1 protein-coding gene and 1 pseudogene are annotated in these 552 nt (G+C 68.8%); both read right to left on the bottom strand.

The window, feature by feature from the left end:
- Window positions 1–252: pseudogene (locus tag H8A92_RS40625) on the bottom strand (maleylacetate reductase); the annotation flags it as partial.
- A gap of 21 nt (window positions 253–273) precedes the next feature.
- On the bottom strand, window positions 274–552 hold a 279-nt coding region (locus H8A92_RS40620; RefSeq protein ID WP_229200823.1), incomplete at its 5' end, for a helix-turn-helix transcriptional regulator.

Below are 552 nucleotides of genomic sequence, written 5' to 3'. Positions count from 1 at the left end.
CTCGCGGACCGCCGCCATCGCACGTTCGGTGACCGCGACCGGCGTGTGCACGATAGCGCCATCGAACGCTCCGGCCATGCGGCCGCCGGTCAGCGCGGCGAGATCGCCGAGCTCCGCCTGCTGCCGCCGGCTCGCCAGCACCAGCGCACGGGCGATGCCGAGCCGGTCGAGCTCGTCAGCCAGTTGCGCGACCGTGCCGACCCCGAACACGACGCGCATCGGGCTGACTTGATAGGTGAACGGCTGTGGCATGGCGATTTCCGAACGTGTTGATCAGCCGCGGCGCCAGTCGCGCGGCGTGCAGCCGAAGCGATGCCTGAAGCGCCGCGTGAAATGCGAGAGATCCGAGAAGCCCCAATCAAACGCGATGTCGCCGATCGTGCGCCCGGCAATCGCGGGATCCTTCAGGTCGCGTGCCGCGCCGTCGAGGCGACGGTCCATCAGATAGCTGGCAAACGTCGTGCCGGCCCGCTCGAACAGTTTATGGACATAGCGCTCACTAATGCCGATCGCGGCCGCGATGGCGGCAACGCCGAGGCCGGGCTCGCGCAG

Source organism: Bradyrhizobium acaciae (assembly GCF_020889785.1).
Lineage (GTDB): Bacteria > Pseudomonadota > Alphaproteobacteria > Rhizobiales > Xanthobacteraceae > Bradyrhizobium > Bradyrhizobium acaciae.
Note: the sequence above shows the minus strand (reverse complement) of the source record. Positions and strands in the feature narration are given on the sequence as shown.